The 23,126-nt window shown below is 67.2% G+C and carries 17 protein-coding genes and 1 tRNA gene; 12 read left to right on the forward strand and 6 right to left on the reverse strand.

All coding sequences use genetic code 11. The features are described from left to right. Nucleotides 1–204: 204 nt before the first annotated feature. Entirely contained in the window at nt 205–2,016 is a 1,812-nt protein-coding gene (leuA, locus tag C6Y44_RS02005) for a 2-isopropylmalate synthase (protein WP_120281202.1), read from the reverse strand. Between the two features lie 345 nt (nt 2,017–2,361). On the opposite strand from leuA, the gene C6Y44_RS02010 reads away from it, so the two are divergent. The 11 genes from C6Y44_RS02010 (at nt 2,362) to C6Y44_RS02060 (ending at nt 15,601) form a co-directional block, all read left to right on the forward strand. Then, nucleotides 2,362–3,630 carry a DUF4185 domain-containing protein gene (locus C6Y44_RS02010; RefSeq protein WP_159416890.1) on the forward strand — a complete coding sequence of 423 codons (1,269 nt, stop codon included), beginning with the start codon at nt 2,362–2,364 and terminating at the stop codon, nt 3,628–3,630. Between the two features lie 78 nt (nt 3,631–3,708). Beyond that, complete coding sequence (locus C6Y44_RS02015; protein ID WP_120281204.1) at nt 3,709–4,974, forward strand: aspartate kinase; 1,266 nt, start codon at nt 3,709–3,711, stop codon at nt 4,972–4,974. A gap of 2 nt (nt 4,975–4,976) precedes the next feature. Next, nucleotides 4,977–6,008, forward strand: a complete 1,032-nt coding sequence (locus tag C6Y44_RS02020; RefSeq protein WP_159416889.1) for an aspartate-semialdehyde dehydrogenase — start codon at nt 4,977–4,979, stop codon at nt 6,006–6,008. A gap of 140 nt (nt 6,009–6,148) precedes the next feature. Then, nucleotides 6,149–6,727 (forward strand): TetR/AcrR family transcriptional regulator, encoded by a 579-nt coding sequence (locus C6Y44_RS02025; protein ID WP_159416888.1) that lies wholly within the window; start codon nt 6,149–6,151, stop codon nt 6,725–6,727. After that, a complete protein-coding gene (locus C6Y44_RS02030; RefSeq protein WP_159416887.1) occupies nt 6,724–8,229 on the forward strand; it encodes a flavin-containing monooxygenase in 1,506 nt (501 codons plus the stop codon). The genes C6Y44_RS02025 and C6Y44_RS02030 overlap by 4 nt, the downstream gene beginning before the upstream one ends. Continuing rightward, nucleotides 8,226–9,938 carry an FAD-dependent oxidoreductase gene (locus C6Y44_RS02035; protein ID WP_192378616.1) on the forward strand — a complete coding sequence of 571 codons (1,713 nt, stop codon included), beginning with the start codon at nt 8,226–8,228 and terminating at the stop codon, nt 9,936–9,938. Before C6Y44_RS02030 ends, C6Y44_RS02035 begins: the two co-directional genes overlap by 4 nt. After that, nucleotides 9,931–10,563 carry an acetoacetate decarboxylase family protein gene (locus tag C6Y44_RS02040; RefSeq protein ID WP_159419060.1) on the forward strand — a complete coding sequence of 211 codons (633 nt, stop codon included), beginning with the start codon at nt 9,931–9,933 and terminating at the stop codon, nt 10,561–10,563. The genes C6Y44_RS02035 and C6Y44_RS02040 overlap by 8 nt, the downstream gene beginning before the upstream one ends. Nucleotides 10,564–10,622: 59 nt before the next feature. Continuing rightward, complete coding sequence (locus tag C6Y44_RS02045) at nt 10,623–11,057, forward strand: Fur family transcriptional regulator (RefSeq protein ID WP_159416885.1); 435 nt, start codon at nt 10,623–10,625, stop codon at nt 11,055–11,057. Between the two features lie 94 nt (nt 11,058–11,151). Beyond that, nucleotides 11,152–12,612: a catalase gene (locus C6Y44_RS02050; protein WP_159416884.1), complete on the forward strand. Its 1,461-nt coding sequence runs from the start codon at nt 11,152–11,154 to the stop codon at nt 12,610–12,612. A gap of 330 nt (nt 12,613–12,942) precedes the next feature. Continuing rightward, on the forward strand, nt 12,943–13,776 hold the full coding sequence (locus tag C6Y44_RS02055) for a metal-dependent hydrolase (RefSeq protein ID WP_159416883.1): 834 nt from the start codon (nt 12,943–12,945) through the stop codon (nt 13,774–13,776). Nucleotides 13,777–13,852: 76 nt separating this feature from the next. Then, nucleotides 13,853–15,601: a cholesterol oxidase substrate-binding domain-containing protein gene (locus C6Y44_RS02060; RefSeq protein WP_159416882.1), complete on the forward strand. Its 1,749-nt coding sequence runs from the start codon at nt 13,853–13,855 to the stop codon at nt 15,599–15,601. 18 nt (nt 15,602–15,619) lie between these two features. Here the strand turns inward: C6Y44_RS02060 and C6Y44_RS02065 are convergent, their stop codons facing one another. The 4 genes from C6Y44_RS02065 to C6Y44_RS02080 form a co-directional block, all read right to left on the reverse strand. After that, nucleotides 15,620–17,653 (reverse strand): TerD family protein, encoded by a 2,034-nt coding sequence (locus tag C6Y44_RS02065; RefSeq protein ID WP_159416881.1) that lies wholly within the window; start codon nt 17,651–17,653, stop codon nt 15,620–15,622. Nucleotides 17,654–17,791: 138 nt separating this feature from the next. After that, nucleotides 17,792–18,313, reverse strand: coding sequence for a YdcF family protein (locus C6Y44_RS02070; RefSeq protein WP_120281212.1), 522 nt, complete (start codon nt 18,311–18,313; stop codon nt 17,792–17,794). A 474-nt stretch (nt 18,314–18,787) separates the two neighbouring features. Next, nucleotides 18,788–18,861 (reverse strand) — tRNA-Pro (locus C6Y44_RS02075). Nucleotides 18,862–18,915: 54 nt separating this feature from the next. Beyond that, nucleotides 18,916–19,869: a metallophosphoesterase gene (locus C6Y44_RS02080; protein ID WP_120281213.1), complete on the reverse strand. Its 954-nt coding sequence runs from the start codon at nt 19,867–19,869 to the stop codon at nt 18,916–18,918. Nucleotides 19,870–19,935: 66 nt separating this feature from the next. On the opposite strand from C6Y44_RS02080, the gene C6Y44_RS02085 reads away from it, so the two are divergent. Then, nucleotides 19,936–20,412 (forward strand): GatB/YqeY domain-containing protein, encoded by a 477-nt coding sequence (locus C6Y44_RS02085; protein ID WP_120281214.1) that lies wholly within the window; start codon nt 19,936–19,938, stop codon nt 20,410–20,412. A 20-nt stretch (nt 20,413–20,432) separates the two neighbouring features. Here the strand turns inward: C6Y44_RS02085 and C6Y44_RS02090 are convergent, their stop codons facing one another. After that, a complete protein-coding gene (locus C6Y44_RS02090; protein WP_120281215.1) occupies nt 20,433–22,859 on the reverse strand; it encodes a penicillin-binding protein in 2,427 nt (808 codons plus the stop codon). Between the last annotated feature and the right edge of the window lie 267 nt (nt 22,860–23,126).

A 23,126-nucleotide genomic window follows, 5' to 3' on the forward strand; every position in this document is an offset into this window, starting at 1 on the left:
TCTGCGGGACGAGAATTGCGGAATTCGACGGATATCACCCGTGAACGGGTTCGTTCTCGTCGAACATTCGGAACTGTATCTTTCCGGAGAGTGCGGTAATTGCCCGAAACGGTATTTGCGAGATGAATTGTCGGGGTGAAAATTCCCGAAAACGACGAATGCGGTGGACCCTGATGGGCCCACCGCATCCGGTTCGGAGACGGATCAGCGGTGCGAGCGGTTCACCGCGGAGACCATCGCGCGCAGCGACGCCGTGGTGATCGACGGGGCGATGCCCACGCCCCACACCAGGACGGTCGTGCCGTCGGGACGCGTGACGTCGGCCTCGACGTAGGCCGCGGCGTTGGCGTCGTCGCCGGCGGACATGGCGTGCTCGGCGTAACCGCGGACGGCCACCTGGTAACCCAGCGACTCGAGGGCGTCGACGAAGGCCGCCAGCGGGCCGTTGCCGCTGCCGGAGATCTCCTTCTCCACGCCGTCGACCTTCAGCACGGCGGAGATGGTGTCCTCACCGTCGTCGGTCTCGGCCGCGGTGACCTTCTGCCGGATACGCTCGAGCGGCGAGACCGGGGCCAGGTACTCCTCGTGGAAGATGTCCCACATCTCCTTGGGGCTGACCTCGCCACCCTCACCGTCGGTGACCTTCTGCACGGCCTGCGAGAACTCGATCTGCAGGCGACGCGGCAGGTTCAGGCCGTGGTCGTGCTTCATGATGTACGCGATGCCGCCCTTGCCGGATTGCGAGTTCACGCGGATCACGGCCTCGTAGGTGCGGCCGACGTCCTTCGGGTCGATCGGCAGGTAGGGCACGGCCCAGGTGTGGTCGTCGACGTCGACACCGGCGGCCTCCGCGTCGACCTTCATCGCGTCGATGCCCTTGTTGATCGCGTCCTGGTGGCTGCCGGAGAAGGCGGTGTAGACCAGGTCGCCACCGTAAGGATGGCGCTCGTGGACGGGCAGCTGGTTGCAGTACTCGACCGTGCGGCGGATCTCGTCGATGTTCGAGAAGTCGATCTGCGGGTCGACACCACGGCTGAACATGTTCATGCCCAGGGTCACCAGGCAGACGTTGCCGGTGCGCTCACCGTTGCCGAACAGGCAGCCCTCGATGCGGTCGGCACCGGCCTGGTAGCCCAGCTCGGCAGCGGCGACGCCCGTGCCGCGGTCGTTGTGCGGGTGCAGCGACAGGATGATCGAGTCGCGCTTCGCCAGATTGCGGTGCATCCACTCGATCGAGTCGGCGTAGACGTTGGGGGTGGCCATCTCGACCGTGGCCGGCAGGTTGATGATCACCGGGTTCTCGGGGGTCGCGCCCAGGGTCTCGACGACCGCGTCGCAGACATCCTTGGCGTACGACAGCTCGGTTCCGGTGTACGACTCGGGGGAGTACTCCCAGCGCCAGTTGGTGTCGGGGTGGTTCTTCGCCTCTTCGAGCACCAGCTCGGCGGCGTCGGTCGCGATCTTCTTGACGGTCTCCTTGTCGGCGCGGAACACCACGCGACGCTGCAGGATCGACGTCGAGTTGTAGAAGTGCACGATCACGTTCTGCGCCCCGGCGCACGCCTCGAAGGTGCGCTTGATCAGCTCGGGGCGGGACTGCGTCAGCACCTGGATGGTGACATCGTCGGGAATCGCGCCGTCCTCGATGATCTCGCGGACGAAATCGAAATCGGTCTGGCTCGCGGACGGGAAACCGACCTCGATCTCCTTGTAACCCATGCGTACGAGCAGATCGAACATGCGCCGCTTACGGGCGGGGCTCATCGGGTCGATCAGCGCCTGGTTGCCGTCGCGCAGGTCCACGGCGCACCACGCCGGGGCGCGATCGATGATCTTGTCGGGCCAGGTGCGGTCGGGCAGCGAGATCGACTCGACTTCCTCGGCGAACGGCCGGTACCGATAGGTCGGCATCGACGAGTTCTTCTGCTTGTTCCACGACGGCTGGTCGGCCGGGGCCGGCTTGCTCGGCGGGGTGATGGTGCGCGAGCCGGAGGTGAAAGCGTCGGCGGGTGACATGACGTAACTCCAAAGAGAAAAGGGGACCTGTGGGCCCAGATCGAATATCGACCGGCGCGTCGAAACCCCGCGACGGGAAGCCGGTCTGGTCAGATCCCGCCGCGGCGGCCGAGGAGAAGCACGCGCTGCATGCCCTGCAGTGTATCGCGCCATACCCCACCTCGACCAAGTGGCACCTCCCACACGCATGCGTTCCGTGTGACCGGGCAGCGGTGATGTCGTGACCCGATCGATACGAACGCGCCTGACAGAGCGGTACTTGCGCCCCTAGCGTTACCGAACGTAACTCCCGCAACATCAGTAACACCGGTATCTCCGGTAACACGATGGGTGAAGGGCGTATCGATGGGATCGTTGCGCACGGCGATTGCCGGATCGTGCAGTGCACTGCTCGCACTCGGACTCATGGCGGTCTCCGCCCCCGCCGCGCACGGCGAACCCTGCGACTCGGGACTCCCCGGCTCGGGTTCGGGCTCCGGATCCTTCGGCACGGGATCATCAGGACCGCGGCTCGGAAGCAGCGGATCGGGGAGTGGAGGACTCGCACCCGAAGGCCCGCAGGGACCGCTACCGGCACTCGGCCCGGGCCCCACCAGCACCGTCGCCTGGGTGACCGGCCCGCGCAGCCCCAACAGGACCTACGACAGGTTCTCCATCTCGGGAACCGACCTCGGCATCATGTGGGACAACGGTGCGCAGGGCGAGGACCGTCAGGTCCTCATGGCCTTCGGCGACACCTTCGGCGACTGCTCGCTGCCCGACCAGCAGTGGCGCCACAACGTCCTCATGCGCACCACCGACGCCGATCTCTCCGACGGCATCGACGTGCCCGATCCGGTGCCCGGCGACCCACGTGCGGGTTCCCCCGTCCTGCCCTCCGCGCCCGACATCTCCCGCGAACTCGTGGGCAGCCTCGCACTCGACGGCGTCGAGATCACCGTGATCCCCACGGCCGGCATCGCCGTCGACGGCGTTCAATACGTCAACTTCATGTCGGTGCGGTCGTGGGGCGACCACGGCGAGTGGTGGACCAACGCGTCGATGATCGCGACCTCGACCGACAACGGGGAGACCTGGCAGCTCGACCCGGCGACGGCGCGGATCAACCTGCCGCTCGACGTGCCCACGGTGCAGCAGTTGTCCACCGGGAACGAGAACTTCCAGCAGCACGCCTACATCCGCCACGAGGGATACGTCTACGACTTCGGCACACCGCAGGGCCGGTTCGGCGCGGCCTTCGTCTCGCGCGTTCCCGAGACCGCTCTGCTGGATCTGGCCGCCTACGAGTACTGGAGCGGCGACGGCTGGGTGCCCGGCGACGCCGCCGCGGCCACCCCGGTCGTGCCACCCGCCGTCGGGGAGATGTCGGTGCAGTTCCTGGGCGGCGAGTTCGTCATGCTCTACGGCAACGAGGCGAACGGCACGATCGAGATGAGGACGTCCGTGAGACCCGAGGGGCCGTGGAGCGAGGCCCGCGTGCTGGTCACCCACCGTCAGATCGGTGGTCTCTACGCTCCGTTCATCCACCCGTGGTCCACGGATACGGACCTCTACTTCACCGCCTCACGGTGGGGCGACTACAACGTCATGCTGTTGCGCACGACACTTTCCTGAGACGCCCCGGGTCGATGGAAGCCGCGGTCGGTAAGCTGGGCCACTGGACTTGTTCCCGAAACCCGGAGGTTGGCCAGCGTGGCACTCGTCGTCCAGAAGTACGGAGGATCCTCGGTCTCGACGGCCGAGCGGATCCGGCGCGTCGCTGAAAGGATCGTCGAGACCAAGAAGGCGGGCAACGACGTCGTGGTCGTCGTCTCGGCCATGGGAGACACGACCGACGAACTCCTCGATCTCGCACAGCAGGTGTGTCCGGCCCCGCCGGCCCGCGAGATGGACATGCTCCTCACCTCCGGTGAGCGCATCTCCAACTCCCTCGTCGCGATGGCGATCCACTCGCTCGGCGCCGAGGCCCGGTCGTTCACCGGTTCCCAGGCCGGCGTGATCACCACGGGCAGCCACGGCAAGGCGAAGATCATCGACGTCACCCCCGGCCGCGTGCGCACCGCCCTCGACGAGGGCAGCATCGTGCTGGTCGCCGGCTTCCAGGGTGTGAGCCAGGACAGCAAGGACATCACGACTCTCGGTCGTGGCGGTTCGGACACGACCGCCGTCGCACTCGCCGCCGCGCTGAACGCGGACGTCTGCGAGATCTACACCGACGTCGACGGCGTGTTCTCCGCGGACCCGCGCATCGTCAAGGACGCGCAGCGCCTCGAGAAGGTCTCCTTCGAGGAGATGCTCGAGCTCGCCGCGTGCGGCGCGAAGGTTCTCATGCTGCGGTGCGTGGAGTACGCCCGCCGCTACAACGTGCCCGTGCACGTTCGTTCGTCGTACACCACCAAGCCCGGCACCATCGTGTCCGGATCGATGGAGGACATCCCTGTGGAAGAGGCCCTGATCACCGGCGTTGCGCACGATCGCAGCGAAGCGAAGATCACCGTCGTCGGTATCCCCGACACCCCCGGTTACGCCGCCAAGGTGTTCCGCGCCGTCGCCGACGCCGAGATCAACATCGACATGGTGCTGCAGAACATCTCGAAGGTCGAGACCGGCAAGACCGACATCACCTTCACCTGCCCGAAGAGCGACGGCCCGCGCGCGGTCGAACTCCTCACCAAGCAGCAGGGCGACATCGGCTTCACTCAGGTCCTCTTCGACGACCACATCGGCAAGGTCTCCCTCGTCGGTGCCGGCATGAAGAGCCACCCCGGTGTCACGGCCAAGTTCTGCGAGGCCCTCGCCGACGCCGGCATCAACATCGACCTGATCTCGACGTCGGAGATCCGCATCTCCGTGCTCGTGGATGACAACGAACTCGACGACGCCGTGCGCGCTCTGCACGCGGCATTCGAGCTCGGCGGCGACGAAGAGGCCGTCGTGCACGCAGGAACGGGGCGGTAATCGTGACCACCATTGCAGTCGTAGGCGCCACGGGGCAGGTCGGTATCGTCATGCGCACCCTCCTCGAGGAGCGCAACTTCCCGGCCGACACGGTTCGGTTCTTCGCGTCGGCCCGCTCGGCCGGTAAGAAGCTGCCGTTCCGCGGTGAGGAGATCGTGGTCGAGGACGTCGCGGCGACCTCCGACGAGGATCTGAAGGGCATCGACATCGCGCTGTTCTCGGCCGGTGGCACTCTCTCCAAGGAGCAGGCTCCGCGCTTCGCGGCCGCCGGGGCGATCGTCGTCGACAACTCGTCGGCGTGGCGCAAGGATCCCGAGGTCCCGCTCGTCGTGAGCGAGGTCAATCCGGAGCAGGTGAAGAACCCGCCGAAGGGCATCATCGCCAACCCGAACTGCACCACGATGGCCGCGATGCCGGTGCTCAAGGCGCTGCACGACGAGGCAGGGCTCCAGCGCCTGATCGTGTCGAGCTACCAGGCGGTCTCCGGTAGCGGCCTGGCGGGCGTCGAGGAACTCGTCGGCCAGGTGCGTGCCGTCGCCGACGAGGCCGACAAGCTCGTCCACGCGGGCGACGCCGTCGACTTCCCGGCCCCGAACAAGTACGTCGCGCCCATCGCGTTCAACGTCGTGCCGCTCGCCGGCTCGATCGTCGACGACGGAACGGGTGAGACCGACGAGGACCAGAAGCTGCGCAACGAGTCGCGCAAGATCCTCGGCCTGCCGGACCTGCTCGTGTCGGGCACGTGCGTGCGCGTTCCCGTCGTGACCGGCCACTCGCTGTCGATCAACGCCGAGTTCGAGCGGCCGCTGTCGGTCGAGCGTGCGCAGGAGCTGCTCGCGAACGCTCCGGGCGTCCGCCTCGTCGACGTGCCGACCCCGCTCGCCGCAGCAGGCGACGACGTCTCGCTCGTGGGCCGCATCCGCCAGGATCCGGGTGCTCCGGAGGGTCGCGGTCTCGCGCTCTTCGTCTCGGGCGACAACCTGCGCAAGGGCGCTGCTCTCAACACCATCCAGATCGCGGAGCTGCTCGTCTAAGGCTCTTCGGACCTGCTCGGCGGAGCGGGTGGACCTCTTCGGGTCCACCCGCTCCGTCGCGTTTCGGGCCTGATCCGGTAGGCCCGAAATATTTACAAGCAGTCTGGACTGTTTGTTGTTTTCCCGTTACGCTGCGAAGCGTGATCCAGGACACTGCGCCGAACGGTGGTCGCACCCAGGCGCAACGCACAGCCGCGACGCGAGCCAAGCTGCTCGACGCCGCGGTCGACTCGCTCGTCGAGCACGGCTATTCGGGAACCAGCACGCAGGGCATCGCCAAACGTGCCGGAGTCTCGCGAGGCGCCCAACTCCACCACTTCCCGACGAAGGAGAGCCTCGTCGTCGCGGCGGTCGAGCACCTCGTCGACAAGCGGCTGCAGGAGATCCTCGAGACACGACCCGACCCGGAGCACGGCTTCGAAGCGCTCATGGACGCCTTCTCCGGCCCGCTCTTCGCCGCAGCGCTCGAACTGTGGGTCGCGGCGCGGACCGATTCGTCCCTGCACGAGGCGATGATCCCGCTCGAACGCAAGGTGTCGGACGCGCTCCGCACGGGTTGCCTGGAGATCATGGGCGACAGGGTCTCGCCCGAGCACATCGACCTCAGCATCGAAATCGCCCGGGGCTTCGCCGTCTCGGCCCTGATGCGTACCCCCGAATCCGATCGAGAATTCCGGGAGCGCCTGCTCCCGGTCTGGAAGGCGCTGGTGATGAAATGAGTCTCGCACTGCTTCCCGATCACGTGCACACGCTCGTCGTCGGCGCGGGCTTCGGCGGCATCGGTATGACTGCAACACTGTTGCGCGAGAACCCCGACGCCGACGTCCTCGTCCTCGAGCGCGGTGACGACGTCGGCGGAACCTGGCGCGTGAACACCTATCCCGGTGCCGCATGCGATGTTCCGAGCGCGCTGTACTCGTTCTCCTTCGCGCCAGAACCCGATTGGTCGCGAGCGCACGGCACCCAGGAGGAGATCTACGCGTACCTTCGCCGTGTGGCACGTGAGCAGGGCGTGACCGACCGGACGATGTTCGGATGCGAACTGCGCGAGGCCCAGTGGGACGCCGAGCGTGCCGTGTGGCGGATCTCCACCTCCCGCGGCGACCTGACCGCCGACGTGCTCGTCGCCGCGACCGGCGCCCTCTCCACACCCACATACCCGAAGGTTCCCGGCCTGGAGTTGTTCCGCGGCAAGAAGTTCCACTCGGCCGAATGGGATCACGACCATGACCTCACGGGTGAGCGTGTCGCCGTCATCGGTACCGGAGCGTCTGCCATCCAGTTCGTGCCGGCGATCGTCGACCGCGTCGAACATCTCACGCTGTTCCAGCGCACCGCCTCCTGGGTGATGCCCAAGCACGACCACGTCATCGCGCGGTCGGTCCGCACGCTCTACCGGCGCTTCCCCGTGGCCCAGAAGCTCATGCGCGGATTCGTGTACGGACAGAAGGAGATCTACGTCGTCGGCATGACGAAGTCCTTCGCCCGCAAGTACTTCTTGCCGCTGTTCGAGGTCCGGGCTCGCCGGGTGCTGCGCAAGAGCGTGCGCGATCCCGAACTGCGCAAGCGCCTGACCCCCGATTTCGCGATCACCTGCAAGCGGATCCTGTTGTCCAACGACTGGTTCCCGGCCATCACCCGCCCGAAGGTGGACGTGGTGTCCTCCGGTCTGGCGGCGGTCACCGAGAACGGTGTCGTCGACGACAAGGGCACCGAGTATCCGGTCGACACCATCATCTTCGGTACCGGTTTCACGCCGACGGAACCGCCGGTCGCGCATCATATCCGCGGTGGCGACGGCCGCACCCTCGCCGAGACGTGGGACGGCAGCCCCTCGGCCTATCTCGGTATCACCGTGCCCGGCTTCCCCAACCTGTTCCTCATGTACGGCCCCAACACCAATCTCGGCCACAGCTCGATCGTGTACATGCTCGAATCGCAGGCCAACTACATCTCCGACGCGCTGCGCACGATGGAGCGTCGCGGAATCTCGGCCGTGGAGGTGCGCGACGACGCGGTGCGCCGCTACACCGCCGATCTCGACCCGGCGTTGAACAACACGGTCTGGAACCAGGGTGGTTGCAGCAGCTGGTACATCGACGAGAAGGGCCGCAACTCCGTGATGTGGCCGACCTTCACGTGGCAGTACCGGGCGAGGACCAAGCAGTTCGACCCGGAGAGCTACACCGAGTACCGCGCGACGGCAGGAGCGAGCGCATGACCCATTACGACGTCCTCGTCATCGGATCCGGATTCGGCGGCAGCGTGGCAGCACTGCGCGCCACGGAGAAGGGATACAAGGTAGGAGTTCTCGAGGCCGGGCGGCGCTTCGAGGACGACGAGCTGCCCGAGACGAGCTGGCGGCTGCGCAAGTACCTGTGGGCTCCGCAGCTGGGGTGCTACGGGGTGCAGCGCATGCACCTGCTGCCCAACGTGCTCGTCATGGCCGGAGCGGGTGTGGGTGGCGGGTCGCTGAACTACGCCAACACCCTGTACAAGCCGCCGACGCCCTTCTTCCGCGACCCGCAGTGGGGTCACATCACCGACTGGGAAGCGGAACTGACCCCGTACTACGACCAGGCGGCACGGATGCTCGGCGTCCGTCCCAATCCCAGCACCACGCCCGCGGACGAGGTGATGCGTCAGGTCGCCGACGAGATGGGTGTCGGCCACACCTACACGACCACCCCGGTCGGTGTGTTCTTCGACGAACCCGGTAAGACGGTGCCCGACCCGTTCTTCGGCGGAGCCGGCCCCGACCGCACCGGCTGCACCGAGTGCGGCAGCTGCATGACGGGTTGCCGTGTGGGAGCGAAGAACACGCTCGTCAAGAACTACCTCTACCTCGCGGAGAAGGCCGGCGCGCACATCCACGCCCTCACGACGGTGACCCGTGTGGTGCCCCGTGCCGGCGGCGGGTACGAGGTCCACACCCGCAGCACCGACGGCATCAGGAAGCGCCGCAAGATCTTCACGGCCGACCAGGTGGTGATCGCGGCCGGTACCTACGGCACGGCGCGCCTGCTGCTCGCGAGCCGCGAAACCGGCGACCTGCCGAACCTGTCGCCGGCTCTCGGCACCGTGGTGCGCACCAACTCCGAGGCGGTGCTCGCCGCGACCGCGCAGGACCGCGTCGTCGACTACACGCAGGGTGTGGCCATCACGTCGTCCTTCCACCCCGACGACCACACCCACATCGAACCGGTGCGGTACGGCAAGGGCAGCAACCTGATCGGCCTGCTGCAGGCGCTGCTCGTCGACGGTGGCACGCGGATGCCGCGACTGCTGAAGTTCTTCGGTGTCGCCGCGAAGAATCCCGCTGCCTTCCTCCGCTCCCTGTCGGTGCGGAACTGGTCGGAGCGCACGGTCATCGCTCTCGTGATGCAGACCGACGACAATTCGCTCGAGCTCGCGACCCGGCGCACGCCGATCGGCCGCGGCCTGACCAGCAAGCAGGGACCGGGCACCCCGCCGCCCGAGTGGATCCCGGTGGGCCACGAGGCGGTTCGCCGCGTCGCCGACAAGATCGACGGTGACGCCGGCGGTTCGATCGCCGATCTGTTCAACATCCCGATGACCGCGCACTTCCTCGGCGGATGCGCGATCGGCGATTCGCCGCGTACCGGCACCGTCGACCCGTACCTGCGGGTCTACGGACACGAGGGTCTGCACGTCGTCGACGGCTCCGCGGTGAGCGCCAACCTCGGCGTGAACCCGTCCCTCACGATCACCGCGCAGGCCGAACGTGCGCTGGCGCTGTGGCCGAACAAGGGGGAGAAGGACAACCGCCCCCCGCTGGGGTCGGCCTACGAACCCGTGCAGCCCGTGCCGCCCGTGCGACCGGCCGTGCCCGTCGAGGCTCCGGCGGCGCTGCGACTGCCCATCACCCCCGTTCGGAAGGAGAGCGCCCGTGCTCTGGACAGTGCCTGAGAGCGAGGACGAACGCACCGACTATCCGGTCTCGCCGCCACCACCCTGGCCGGCCGCCGTGCGGGCCACCCTGTGGTGGCATCGCAGCACCCCGGATGCCGCCCAGTACGGGCCGACCGGCGCGATCCTGCCCATCACGCTCGCGATGATGGTCGACTATCTCGACTCGCCGGTCGGGCCGTACCGCGAGGTGCTGGCCAGCCCGGTGCTGCGTCGTGGCCTGATCCCGGCGATGGCGGTGCCGTTCATCGCCGTCGACTCCGAGCCGTCGGTGCACGGTGGTCGCGAGCACTGGAAGCTGCCGAAGGTGCTCGCGAAGTTCGACGGCGACGTCCTCGGCGACTTCTCCGCGACCGGCGCCCGATGGAGCGTGGCCACCTCGGCCGCGCCGAAGGGTCCGGAACTGCCGATCGCGGGTGGGCTGACCTTCGCCCAGCCGATCCCCGGTGGCGCCGTCGAACGTGCCACCGCCCGGTTGCGGGGGAAGTTCCGCTACGCGCGGGTGACCGTCGCGGCGGAGGGACCGACGCTGAGCCGCTGGCTGCGCCCGGGCACCCACCACGGCATCGTCATCACCTCCGGGCGGATGTCCACGGGCGCGTCGCGAGTCGTGTCGCGCATGTAGGTCAGCGCCGCATCGATCCTTTTCTTGACTTATTCCAGAAAAGGGGCATACTTGGTGTCATGCAACAAGGACACGAGCATCACTTCGACCCCAAGGAGCAACTGCGCTCCGTGGGTCTGCGGGTGACCGCTCCCCGCGTTGCCGTACTGAGAACCGTTGCCGAGCATCCGCATTCCGATGCGGACGGAATCGCCGCCCACGTGCGCGACGAACTCGGCTCGGTGTCGACGCAGGCCGTGTACGACGTACTCAAGGCATGCGTGGGGAACGGGTTGCTCCGTCGGATCGAACCGGCCGGATCACCCGCGCGGTACGAAACCCGCATCGGCGACAACCACCACCACCTCGTGTGCCGCGCCTGCGGCGCGGTCGTCGACATCGACTGCGTCGTCGGGGCCGCACCCTGCCTGACGCCGTCCGACGACCACGGCTTCGTCATCGACGAAGCAGAGGTCACCTTCTGGGGCCTGTGCCCCGACTGTCGCGCCGACTAGCGCCCACTCGCTTCACCGGTGGTCCGGTCCCTCCGCGGGCCGAACCACCGGCTTCGTGTCCCGAGACCCGGAACACACGTATTCGGAGGTCATCATGACGAATGCCCGTTACACCACGAACAATGTCGGTATCCCCGTCGCCAGCGACAACGAGTCGCTGACCGCGGGTACCCAGGGACCGATCCTGCTCCACGACCACTACCTGGTCGAGAAGCTCGCACACTTCAACCGCGAGCGGGTGCCCGAGCGTGTCGTGCACGCCAAGGGCGCCGGCGCGTTCGGTGAGCTCGTCGTCACCGAGGACGTCTCCGCCTACACGAAGGCGAAGCTGTTCCAGCCGGGCGCGAAAACCGAGATGCTGGCACGCTTCTCGACGGTCGCCGGTGAGCAGGGCAGCCCCGACACCTGGCGCGACCCGCGCGGTTTCGCCCTGAAGTTCTACACCGAGGACGGGAACTACGACCTCGTCGGCAACAACACGCCGATCTTCTTCATCAAGGACCCGATCAAGTTCCCCGACTTCATCCACTCGCAGAAGCGTCTGCCCGGCTCCGGCCTGCGCGACCACACCATGCAGTGGGACTTCTGGACCCTGCGCCCCGAGACGGCACACCAGGTCACCTGGCTGATGGGTGACCGTGGCCTGCCGCGCACGTGGCGCCACATGGACGGCTTCGGTTCGCACACCTACCAGTGGATCAACGCCGACGGTGAGCGCTTCTGGGTGAAGTACCATTTCAAGACCGACCAGGGCATCGAGTTCCTCACCCAGGACGAGGCCGACCGCCTCGCCGGCTCGGATCCCGACTACCACCGCGCCGACCTCTACAAGGCGATCGAGCGCGGCGAGTTCCCGAGCTGGACGCTCCACGTGCAGATCATGCCGGTCGCGGAGGCGGAGAATTACCGGTTCAACCCGTTCGACCTGACCAAGGTGTGGTCGCAGAAGGACTACCCGTTGATCAAGGTCGGCACCATGACGCTGAACCGCAACCCGCGCAACTTCTTCGCGGAGATCGAGCAGGCCGCGTTCGCCCCGTCGAACGTCGTGCCGGGCATCGGTTTCTCGCCCGACAAGATGCTGCTCGGCCGCGTGTTCTCCTACGCCGACGCCCACCGCTACCGCATCGGCGTCAACCACGCCCAGCTGCCGGTGAACTCCGCGAAGGCCGCCCGTGTCGACTCCTACAGCAAGGAGGGCAACATGGCCTACACCTTCAACGATCCGCAGACCCCGGTCTACGCACCGAACAGCTTCGGCGGTCCGCACGCCGATCCCGAGCGGGCCGGTGACGAAGGTCTGTGGAACTTCGGAACCGAGGCCGTGCGTGCGGGATACGTGCAGCATCCCGAGGACGACGACTTCGGTCAGGCGGGCACCCTCGTCCGCGACGTGATGGACGACGCGGCACGCGAACGCCTCGTGAACAACATCGTCGGACACGTCCTCGGCGGTACCTCGGAGGCGCTCTACGAGCGGATCTTCGAGTACTGGCGCAATGTCGACGAGGAGCTCGGCAAGCGGGTCGAGGCGGGCGTGCGCGCCGGAGCCTGACCCGTCACCGGGGGAGATGGGGCGGGATCAGAGCAGTCCCCACCAGTAGATCAGGGCTGCCAGCGCCAGCACGATCAGCGTGGTGTCCATGTCGCTCTCCCTCCATCCGACGGCAACAACTCCATCTTCCTCGCAAACGAGGAATCCGGCACAGACGGCAGGGCCGTCCACCTCTCCGGTGGGCGGCCCTGCCGGCGTCTGTCGAACATATCGGCTGTTCGAACACGCGTGTGACAGCTGTGTCGGCTGTGGTTGTTAGGTTGGAGATCCGGGCCGGCGTCGTCACGCGGGGTCGGGTTCGCGCTTGTTCGTCGAAAGGTGTTGTCCGACATGGTGATGGGTCCTACCCATGCAGTATCCGGGGCGCTGGTGGGGCTCGTCGTCGCCGATCTGCTTCCTCCCGACTGGGGTGCACCCGCATCCACCGCGGAGACCTTCGCCTTCGCGGCGGTGTGTTCGGGGGCGGCCCTGCTTCCGGATCTCGACACGGCCCAGTCGACGGTCGCGAGGTCGTTCGGGCCCGTGAGCCAGGCCTTCGCCAAGGGCATCGACGCGGTCTCGCTCGGCTACTACTCGCTCACCAAGGGCAGCCGCGACCGGAAGCGGCGCGGCGGGCACCGCACCATGACGCACACCGCGCTGTTCGCGGCGCTGCTCGGCGCCGGAGTCTCGGCGCTCGTCGCGAGCTTCGGCCGGGAGGCGATCATCGGGGTCCTGTTCGTCACTCTCGGTCTCGCACTGCGCGGGTTGTTCGGGTCGTGGGCGAAGAAGCGTGGGTGGGTGGTCGTCACCCTGAGCGCGGCAGTGCTGTCGATCCTGTCGTGGACGTGGTTCCCGCAGGAGGTCGCGTCGACGGGCCTGGGGGTCGCGGTGGCCCTCGGATGCGCGACGCACTGTCTCGGCGACGCCATCACCAAGGAGGGCATCCCCTTCCTCGCTCCGTTCGTGCCCTGGCGCGGGTCGCGCTGGTGGGAGATCAAGCTGCCGTCGGCGTTGTCCATCCGTGCGGGTGGCCCGTTCGAGCTCGGCATTCTCGGTCCGGCCCTCACCGTGGCGGCGGTCGCGATGGCGGTCTGGTCGGTCGACGGAGCTCCCGAACACATCCTCGGCACGTTGGAGGCGTCGGGTCTGTCGTTCTGGAGCGAGGGCGCCGCACACCGGTAGCGGCACTGGAGAATAAAAAGAACTTGTTCTATTTTTGCGGAGTCCGTGCCCGCAGAACAGAACGGAACCCGCCCTCGTGAGCGCTCGAGCCTCTGGTCCCACCCTCAGCCGTCGCGGTCTTCTCGGAGCAGCCGCGGGAGCAGCCGTCCTTGCAGGCACGGGATGGACGCTCGCGGGTGCGGTACCGCTCGGCGACCCGGCCGCGACGATCCCCGCGCCGCCGGACTTCCCGGCCGACATCCCGCTCTCGCAGCAACAGTTCGTCAACTGGGCGAAGACCATCCGGTTCGACGCGGTGTGGACCGCGACCGCGCGCACCGCCGACGACGTCGTCCGCCTCGCGAACTGGGCACACGCCCACGGCTTCCGGATCCGTCCCCGAGGATCGATGCACAGCTGGAGTCCGCTCACCCTCGAGGCCGGGCAGGACATCGAGAACGTCGTGCTGGTCGACACCATGTCGCAGCTGAACCAGGTCGTCGTCGACGCGGGCGCCGCACCTCCGCGCGTGACGGCCGGCGGTGGCGCGAGCATCGAAGCGATCCTCACCGCGCTCGAAGCCAACGGACTCGGCTGGGCCAACTCGCCCGCCATCGGCGACATCTCCATCGCAGGGGCACTGTCGATCGGTGCCCACGGCGCCACCTATCCGGCAGCGGGGGAGACGGTGATCCCCGGCCAGTCGTTCGGCTCCCTGTCCAATCTCGTCCTGGCCCTGACCGCCGTGGTGTGGAACCCGTCGGCCGGTGCCTACGAACTCCGCGAGTTCCGCCGCGCCGACCCGGAGATCGGACCCCTGCTCGCCCACCTCGGACGCACCTTCGTCACCTCCGTGACGTTGCAGGCCGGAGCGAACTACCGGGTGCGCTGCCAGAGCTTCACCGACATCCCGTGGCGCGAACTGTTCGCACCGCCCGGCTCGCCGGGACGCACCTTCGAGCGCTACGTCGAGGAGCACGGGCGGGTCGAGGCGATCTGGTTCCCCTTCACCGAGACGCCCTGGCTCAAGATCTGGTCGGTCTCCCCGGAGAAGCCCGCCGCCTCCCGTGAGGTGCAGGGCCCGTACAACTACTACTTCTCGGACAGCCTGCCCGAGGAACTCACCGACCTGCTCGGCCAGGTCGTGCGCGGTGCCCAGGGCGTCACACCGGCCTTCGGTGCGTCGCAGTTCGGTGCAGTGGCCGCGGGACTCGCAGCGACCGGCACGAACGATCTGTGGGGTTGGTCCAAGGACCTGCTGTTCTACCTGCGCGCCGCGACCCTGCGCGTGGTCGCCGGTGGCGGTGTCGTCGTGACGAGACGCGACAACATCGCCCGCGTCATCAACGAGTTCACGACGTGGTTGCACGAGCGGATGACGCATTACGCCTCGCTCGGTCAGTACCCCGTGAACATGCCGTTCGAGGTACGTCTGTGCAAGGTCGACGACGCCGACGAGGTGCTCGTCGACGCCGCCGGGGTGCCCGACCTGTCGCCGGTGCGTCCCCGCCCCGACCGGCCCGACTGGGACACCGCGATCTGGATGAACGTGGTCTCGATCCCCGGAACGGCCGGGATGCCGGCCTTCTTCCGCGAGATGGAGCAGTGGATGGCCGCCCATTATTCGGGCGACTATGCAACCTTCCGGTCCGAGTGGTCGAAGGGCTGGGCGTTCGACGATCAGGGCGGCTACCGCGACCCCGGTTTCCTCGGGGACACGGTGCCGGCCATGTACCGCACCGGATTGCCGTCCGGGCAGGGCTGGGACGCCGCGCTCGCGGCCTTCGAGCAGTACGACCCGCATCGGGTGTTCAGCAACCGGTTCCTCGACCGCCTGCTGCCCTGATCGTCGACGAACGATGAATCAGTCCTCGTCGGAGTCCATCGGTAACGGTCCCGGCTGCTCCGTCTGCTGAGGAGCGGCGGGAACCCATACCCGTAGCGGCTGCACCACCTCGCCGTAGAAGGCGTCGGCCGACGACGTCACGCTCGTGATGAAGCCGGTCGCGGTACCGGACGAGCGGCGGCTGCCCAGCGGGAACGTCTGCTCGAGAGTGAAGGACACGATGTCGCCGGCGCGACCCTCGGTGAGGACTCGAGGGTCGGTACGCACGGTGTCGAGATGTTCACACGCTTCGTTGCCACGCTCGGAGAACACCGCTTCGAGCTGCACGTTCCCAGGTGCGGTCTTCAACTGCTTGACCAGCCACGACACCCGCTTGCGTGATGTCCCTTCGTCAGGTGCATCGACGGTCGTGCGACAGCGGACCTTGTTGGTACGCAGGTCCGCCGAGACCACGAGATCACCTGCGGTATCCGGAATTCGCAGCACGGCTTCGAAGACTCCGTCGGTCGCGAGGCGGTCGGCGACGTGGGCGTTCCGTGCGTCCGGATCGGTCGCGAAGCGGCGCGGCAGCACATGTGTCACCGGGACGCCGAGTTCTGCGGTGAACCGGAGCGCCAGGTGGCGAGCCAACGCGACCCAGGTGCTCGCAACGGCGAGCGCCTTGGAGTCACCGGCCCGGAGTGTGCCCGCGGTGACGGCGTCGCGAACAGCGACCCAGTGGCGTCCCATATCGACGAATTCCGAGACCCCACTGCGAGGGTGATCGATATAGCGCAGGAACTCACGCAGGATCCAGTCCTGGAGATCGCTCTCCAGTTCGCCGTGGGACAGCACCATGCGTGCTTCGTGAGCGATCTCCGCCCATGCGATGTGCCGAAGCGAGACCTTGGTGAGCTTGCGCCGGTCCACTGCGACGGGCAGTTCCCCTGCAGAGGCGGGAATGTCGTTGGAGATGCTGACAACGACGTCGTACTTCTTGCGACGCGCGACATCGAGGTAGTTCTCGAGCTGTTCACGCTTGAGTTTGCCGTTGCCCGTCTTCACCTCGACCAGGGCCGTCCACCGTCGGTTTCCTCGCGCGACCTTGAGTACCGCATCGGGTACCACCCGCGATTCACCTCGCTCGTACGGCACCTCCAAGTAACCCTCGAAAGCGCCGGCGGGAGCGCCGAGACGAAGGCACACGGCACGAGCGAACGGGGGCACTGCCTGCATGGTCGCGACGAGCGCGGAAGTCGCTCGACGTTCCTGTTCGTCACCCGCACCGATTCCGGCTACGGAGAAGAGGCGCGCGGGTTGCCAGCTCTCCTGCTCGGCTTGGGAGAAGGTGATCGGCTTCGGCTTCCGGGCAGCTCGTTTGGTCGTACGTACGCCGGACTGCTTTCGTGCGGGAGTGGCGGTCGTCGCGGCAGGAGCGGGCTCGGGAGTCTGCGGAGGAACGGTGATTTCCTCATCTGACGAGACCGAAGTCGTCGAGGGAGGAGTCCGGTCGTCGTCCTCGGTGGCGTCGTCCTCGGTGGCGTCGTCCACCTCCACGCCGTAGTCCTGTGCCAGTCCGGCCAGACCGGATGCCCATCCCTGTCCGATCGCACGGACCTTCCAGACGCTGTCCCGGCGGTAGACCTCGCCGAACACGAATGCGGATTCGGTGTTCGCGTCCGCAGTGATGTACTCGGCCACGGGGCGACCTGTCGGATCCACGACCCGCAGGGTCAGCTTGCCGAGGTCGCCGAAGGTGCCGCCGTAGAGGCTTCCTGCCAAGGCGATCGTGTGTACATCGTCGGGCACCGTCGCGAGATCGATGCTGATACGTGCCTGCGCGCCTTCCTCCGTCGCTCCGTTCCCCAGAAAACGGACGGAACCGTCGGCCGATTCCGGCTGGTTGTAGAAGACGAAATCCGCGTCGGACCTCACCTTGCCCGAATCCGCGAGGAGCAACGCCGAGGCATCGACCTCGGTGTCCGCTTCCGTCCAGCCCAGGACGATGTCGACTTGCGAGACATCTGTCGGAAGCGGCATGTTCTGCCCCTTGACGAGAACCGGGAAATCCATCGGGGCACCTTCGTTCCAGTGTCGGTCGTGCGCGCGATATCGAGCGCTACGGACACATCGAAGGGAACGGCTCCGATGTTTCACGGTGCACGCGAGTAGCTCGTCAGGACCGGGATGCGCCGCAGCAGTCGGCCTGCCTCAGCACCCCGTGTGCGAGAAGGCCCGCATATAGCCGGCGGTCTGGTAGGCATACGCCCACGCCCAGTACGACAGGGCGATGTCGGCAGGGCTGGCGGCCATGATGAGCTCGCCGTCGAAACATCGGTCGAGGATGAAGCGTGCGCGGGAGACGTGCGGCACGAAGGTCACGACGATGACGCTCTCCCAGCCGCGCTGCTCCGCGAGTCGACGCAGTTCCATCGCTTCACCGCGCGTGGTCGGCGGATCCGGCTCGAAGCACGTGACGGGGAATTCGTAACGCGGGTGGTCGCACAGGTCCGTCAACCAGACGTCCTTCGTGCCGTTGGGATTCGACACCACGACCTCGGGTGCGAAGCCTTCGAGTGCGAGTTCGAGCGCGTAGGGATAGCGCTCGTAGATCGCACCGCCGAGGACGAAGATCGCATCGGCCCGGCGATACGGGCTGAGGTTCTCGATCTCGATCTGCGGGGCCACGTAGACGGGCACTCCCGCGGCGATGAACGCGCACGCGACGAGCACGAGGACGGCGAGCCACCGTCGTCGCCGTGGTCGTGGCCTGGTGAGGGTGGAACCTCCGGAGTTCTCCGGCGCGTCCTGCTGGGAGGCCCTGTGTCGTCGCGTCATCCGCTGATTTCCGTTCCCCCCGACCGGAGCCGGAGCGTCTCGCGAGTGCGGTGCCACGTTTCAGTTTAGGGCATATAAGTCTGTTTTTCAGGCTCAAAACAAACTTGAAGAATCTTTTGCTGATGAACGGTGCTCGCTTTCCTCGCGGGCGCAGATCGAGAGGGCTACTCCGTGAGGCGATGGCGGCGAAGAACGAACCGTCCAAGAGGAACGGGACGGATTGATGTTCGTGAACGATCCGCCATTCGTCGCCCATCGGTCGAGACCGCTCTTGTCACTCGGATTCATCGGAAGTCACGTCGGGACCGAGAATGCAGTCAGGGCACCTTCTCCGTGAGGAGAAAGTGCCCTGACGAGTTCTTCCACGAGTCGGGGTGGCGGGATTCGAACCCACGACCTCTTCGTCCCGAACGAAGCGCGCTACCAAGCTGCGCCACACCCCGTATTGAACCTCGGTCAGCTTACAACACGAGGCCGCAGAAGATTAAATCGGCTGGTCAGCGACGTAACCCGGCGCGCTCGGCCGCATCACCGCTGGCCTGCTGCGCGGTGTCGCGCGAGGCCGGAACGAGGGTGAGCAGAGTGGCCTCCGGACGGCAGAAGAACCGGGCAGGAGCGAACGGCGAGGTGCCGATGCCCGCAGAGACGTGCAGTCGCATGCGGGCACCCCAGCGCGACGCGCCCTTCACCCGCGACCGGTCGATCCCGCAGTTGGTCACCAGCGCGCCGTAGAACGGCAGGCACAGCTGACCGCCGTGGGTGTGGCCCGCGAGGACGAGGTCGTAGCCGTCCTCGGCGAAGCGATCGAGCACCCGCGGCTCGGGGGAGTGCGTCATGCCCAGCCGCAGATCGGCCGAGGGATCGGCTGCGCCGGCGATCGTCTCGTACCGGTCGCGGTCGAGATGCGGGTCGTCGACACCACCGACGGCGATGCGCACGCCGCCGACCTCGATGTCGCGGCGCACGTGCGTCATGTCCTGCCAGCCACGCTCGGTGAACGCCGCACGCAGGTCGCCCCACGGGAGCGGAGGACCGTAGACGCGGTCGTGCTCCTTGTCGAAGTAGGCGAGCGGGTTCTTCAGCACGGGAGCGAAGTAGTCGTTGCTCCCGAAGACGAACAGACCCGGGCGGGCGAGGAGTCCGCCCAGCGCCTGGACGACGGCCGGAACGGCCTTCGGATGCGACAGGTTGTCGCCCGTGTTCACGACGAGGTCGGGCTCGAGGCCGTCGAGCTCGCGCAACCAGTTCTGTTTCAGCTTCTGGTTGGGAGTCATGTGCAGGTCGCTGATGTGCAGGACCCGCAGTGTCGACGCACCGGGCGCGAGCACCGGCACCGTGACCTCGCGAAGAGTGAACGCGTTCCGTTCGATCAGCGTGGCGTAACCGAGGCCGAGAGCGGCGGCGCCGGCAGCACCGAGGGTGACACGGCGAATTGCAGACAGGTCAGGCACTTCTCCAGCGTACCGCCGTGCGTGGACCTCGCACGTGGTTCGCCTGCCCCGCGTAGCGTTTCCGGCATGAGCGACACCACATCCTCCCTCGAATCCAGGCTGCGGACGGACCTGACCGCAGCGATGAAGGACAAGGACAAGCTGCGGACCGAGACGCTCCGGATGCTGCTCGCGGCGATCCGGAACAAGGCGGTGTCCGGCAAGGAGGCGCGTGAGCTGTCCGACGACGAGGTGCTCGAGGTCCTCGCGAAGGAGTCGAAGAAGCGGGGCGAGGCCGCCGAGATCTACACCGAGAACGGACGCGGCGAGCTCGCGGCCAAGGAGCACGCCGAGGCGCGGATCATCGACGAGTACCTGCCCACCCCGCTGACCGATGCCGAGCTCGTCGACGTCGTCGACACCGCGCTCGCGCGCGTCGCGGAGGAACTCGGCGCGCGGCCGGGTCCGAAGAACATGGGCCAGGTGATGAAGGCCGCTACCGAGATCGCGGCAGGCAAGGCCGACGGCAAGCGCCTGTCCGCAGCCGTGCGTTCACGCCTGTAACCGAACGGAAGCCCTGCGGCTCAGTTGTCGGGGCGGCTCGGTGTCGTCGTGGGAGTGGACTCCTCCTCCGCCGGCGGACTCGACTCGCTCTGCTCGAGCTCACGTCCCGGGATGGGCGCGGGCGTCGACCGGCGGGTCGTGTCGGGCACTTCGCGGTCGCGCGGGCGGGCCGGGGTGGCGCTCGTGGTGGGAGCCACGCGGACCGATCCGTCGCTGATGAACAGCGTGACCGTCGATCCCGGGACGGCCGAGCCGCTCGGGGACGTACCCGTCACCGTTCCGGCGCGTTCCTCACCGGCGATCGTGGCCTCCGAGACCGAGAATCCGGCGTCCTGCAGTCGCTGCACAGCGCGGTCCTTCGACAGGCCCGTCACGTCCGGAACCTGGGCGTTGCCCGCGCCGCGGACGTACCGGGGATCGGGGGCGGGCAGCTCGATGGAACCGAACTTGTTCGCCACCGGCAGCATCGCCGAGAACCACGTCCGCGCCGGTTCGGTACCGCCGAAGAGGTTGCCGTCGTAGCAGGGGCGGACCGGACCCGAGCAGATCTGGCCGGGGGTGGGGGAGTCGCCGTAGGTGTAGACCACACCGGCGAACCGGTTGGTGAAGCCGAGGAAGGCCGAGGACATGTGCGACTCCGTCGTACCGGTCTTCGCCGCGACCGGCAGGTTCCAGCCCACCGACCCCGCGGCACCCGAAGCGGTACCGCCGGCGGAGGTGTCCTTGCTCATCGCCGTCGCGAGGGTGTCGGCGAGACCGGGCTCGACCACCTGCTCACACGCCTGCTGCGTGATCGGCACGGGCTTGCCCTCGCGGTCGAACACTTCCTCGATCGGGCTGGGCGGGCACCACTTGCCGTGCGAGGCGAGTGTCGCCGCGACGTTCGACAGCTCCAGCGCGTTGATCCACGTCGGCCCGAGCGTGTACGAGCCGAGGTGCTGGTCCTTCTGCATCTCGGCCATCGACTGGTCGCCGAAGCCGGAGGTGCGGGGCTGCAGGTACGACCGCAGGCCCAGGCGCACCGACATGTCGACAACCGCGTCGACGCCGGTGGCCTCGATGAGCTTGACGAACGCCGTGTTCGGCGACTGTGCCAGCGCGTCGGTCACCGACAGTCGCGACGGATAGGGGGCGGCGTTCTCGACGCAGTAGTAGTTGGCCGGGCAACCGCGGGCACCGCCGTCGCCCAGACCGCGGGCGTTGTAGCGGGACGGGACGTCGAGCACGGCAGAGGTGCCGAGACCCTGTTCCATGGCGGCGGCGACGGTGAAGATCTTGAAGATCGACCCGGCGCCGTGACCGGCCAGCGAGTAGGGCTGCGGCTGGACCGTCTCCTTGGCCTCGGCGTCGAGACCGAACTTGCGGCTCGACCCCATGGCGAGGACCTTGTGCGAATCCTGGCCCGGCTCGATCACGTTCATCACCGAGGCCACGTCGTCGACGGTGGGGCTGGTGAACCGGTCGAGCGACTCCTTGACGGAGTTCTGGACCTCGGGGTCGAGGGTCGTGCGGATGAGATATCCGCCCCGGTCGATCTGCTCGCGCGACAGGCCGGAGTTCTCGAGGTACTGCAGCGCGTACTCGCAGAAGTAGCCGCGGTCGTCGGCGGCGATGCAGCCGCGGGGGAGCGTGTTGGGCTCGGGCAGCACGCCGAGCGGCAGTTCCTTCGCAGCGCGGATCTCGTCGGCGCGCTCCGGAATGTTGTCGATCATCGTGTCGAGCACGATGTTGCGACGGGCGAGCACACCGTCGGGATTGGTGTACGGGTTCAGCGCCGAGCTGGACTGCACCATGCCCGCGAGCATCGCGGCTTGCGGGATGTTCAGGTCCTTCGCGTCGATGCCGAAGTAGGTCTGGGCGGCGTCCTGGATGCCGAACGACCCGTTGCCGAAGGGGACGAGGTTCAGATAGCGGGTGAGGATCTCGTCCTTGGTGAGCTGATCGTCGAGGGTCAGCGCCATGCGGATCTCACGGATCTTGCGGGCCGGCGTCGTCTCGATCGCCGCGCGGCGTTCGGCGTCGGTCTTCGCGATCACGTGCAGCAGGTAGTTCTTGACGTACTGCTGGTCGATCGTGGAGGCGCCCTGCTCGACCTGACCGCTCGTGGTGTTGGTGAGGAACGCGCGGATCGTGCCCTGCCAGTCGACGCCCTGGTGCTCGGGGAACCGCTTGTCCTCGATCGAGACGATCGCCAGCTTCATCTCGTTGGAGATCTGGTCGCTGGGCACCTCGAAGCGACGCTGGTCGTAGAGCCACGCGATCGGCTCGCCCGCCTTGTCGACCATGGTCGTCACGGCTGGGACGACACCTTCGACGAGCTCTGCGGAACTGTTGTCGACGGTGTCCGCGGCGCGGTTCGAGACGTACCCGAATCCACCCGCTGCGGGGAAGAGCATCCCTGCTACGAGAACGCCGCCGAGGGCCGTGCAACCAGCGAGCTTCGCCACCGTTCTTCGGATCGACACGCCTACACACTACGTGGCGGGGGACCGGCCGGCCGTTTCCAGGGAGCGGGCGTGGCACGACGGGCGCTGTGAAAACGCCTCCGACGTGCAACTTTGTACGTACGTACCAGAAAAGGTTTCGTTCGCCTTGCGCGTGGGCATCAGTTTACCTAGATTGAGACATCAGTGTGACGCAGATAACACCTTGACGGGCAGGTTTCGCGCCGTCGCGGCACACGGGCGGCGCAGACCTCGAACACCGCGAACCGG

The sequence above is a fragment of the Rhodococcus rhodochrous genome (genome assembly GCF_014854695.1).
Classification (GTDB): domain Bacteria; phylum Actinomycetota; class Actinomycetes; order Mycobacteriales; family Mycobacteriaceae; genus Rhodococcus.

Excerpts from the sequence above, each read along its gene's own strand:
- C6Y44_RS02085 (WP_120281214.1), top strand. The coding sequence starts at position 19,936 with ATGAGCGACACCACATCCTCCCTCGAATCCAGGCTGCGGACGGACCTG.
- C6Y44_RS02030 (WP_159416887.1), top strand. The coding sequence starts at position 6,724 with ATGAGTCTCGCACTGCTTCCCGATCACGTGCACACGCTCGTCGTCGGC.
- C6Y44_RS02045 (WP_159416885.1), top strand. The coding sequence starts at position 10,623 with ATGCAACAAGGACACGAGCATCACTTCGACCCCAAGGAGCAACTGCGC.
- C6Y44_RS02065 (WP_159416881.1), bottom strand. The coding sequence starts at position 17,653 with ATGGATTTCCCGGTTCTCGTCAAGGGGCAGAACATGCCGCTTCCGACA.
- C6Y44_RS02010 (WP_159416890.1), top strand. The coding sequence starts at position 2,362 with ATGGGATCGTTGCGCACGGCGATTGCCGGATCGTGCAGTGCACTGCTC.
- C6Y44_RS02055 (WP_159416883.1), top strand. The coding sequence starts at position 12,943 with ATGGTGATGGGTCCTACCCATGCAGTATCCGGGGCGCTGGTGGGGCTC.
- C6Y44_RS02050 (WP_159416884.1), top strand. The coding sequence starts at position 11,152 with ATGACGAATGCCCGTTACACCACGAACAATGTCGGTATCCCCGTCGCC.
- C6Y44_RS02035 (WP_192378616.1), top strand. The coding sequence starts at position 8,226 with ATGACCCATTACGACGTCCTCGTCATCGGATCCGGATTCGGCGGCAGC.
- leuA (WP_120281202.1), bottom strand. The coding sequence starts at position 2,016 with ATGTCACCCGCCGACGCTTTCACCTCCGGCTCGCGCACCATCACCCCG.